Origin of the sequence: Candidatus Corynebacterium faecigallinarum, from assembly GCF_052264515.1 — a bacterium.
GTDB lineage: Bacteria > Actinomycetota > Actinomycetes > Mycobacteriales > Mycobacteriaceae > Corynebacterium > Corynebacterium faecigallinarum.
Genome location: NZ_JBQQOC010000091.1, coordinates 1 through 539, shown reverse-complemented (window position 1 = coordinate 539; position 539 = coordinate 1). Strand labels below are relative to the sequence as shown.

Genomic DNA, 539 nt, shown 5'->3' with positions numbered 1-539 from the left:
CCCGGTGATCGTCGACCTCAGCTGCCCACACTGCGGGCACGCCTGCCGAGTTCGCGACCATATCGAACGCAGGCTCACGGACCTGCCCATCGCCGGACACCCAGGCCTCCTGCACGTCCGCGTACCCCGGTTGGTCTGCACCAGTGACGACTGCGAGGTCACCATCTTCCGGGCATCGATCCCACAAGCCGCCGACGACCGTCAGACGGTAACCCACCGGGTCACCCGCTGGATCCTGCAGCGCATGGCGTGCGACGGCATGAGCGTGAAGTCCTGCGCACGTGGGCTGGGCATCGGCTGGGACAAGACCAACCAGCTGGCCCTGACAGCCTGCCGGCACCTGTCCTACCAGGATCCGTCCCGGTTGGATCGGGTCCGGGTCCTGGGGCGTCGACGAGCATAAGTGGAAGCATGTCCGGGGCGACGGGGCCCCCGGGTTCGTCACCGTCATCGTGGACCTCACCCCACTGGTCGACGGCGTCGGATCGGCCCGACTGCTGGACATGGTGCCCGGCCGGTCGGCTGATGCGTTCGGCGAC

The 539-nt window shown here is 68.3% G+C and carries 1 protein-coding gene; it reads left to right on the top strand.

What is annotated here, in order from left to right; genetic code table 11:
• A partial coding sequence (locus tag ACTXPP_RS14185) for a transposase family protein (protein ID WP_443342771.1) occupies window positions 1–403 on the top strand: 403 nt, incomplete at its 5' end.
• Window positions 404–539 lie beyond the last annotated feature (136 nt).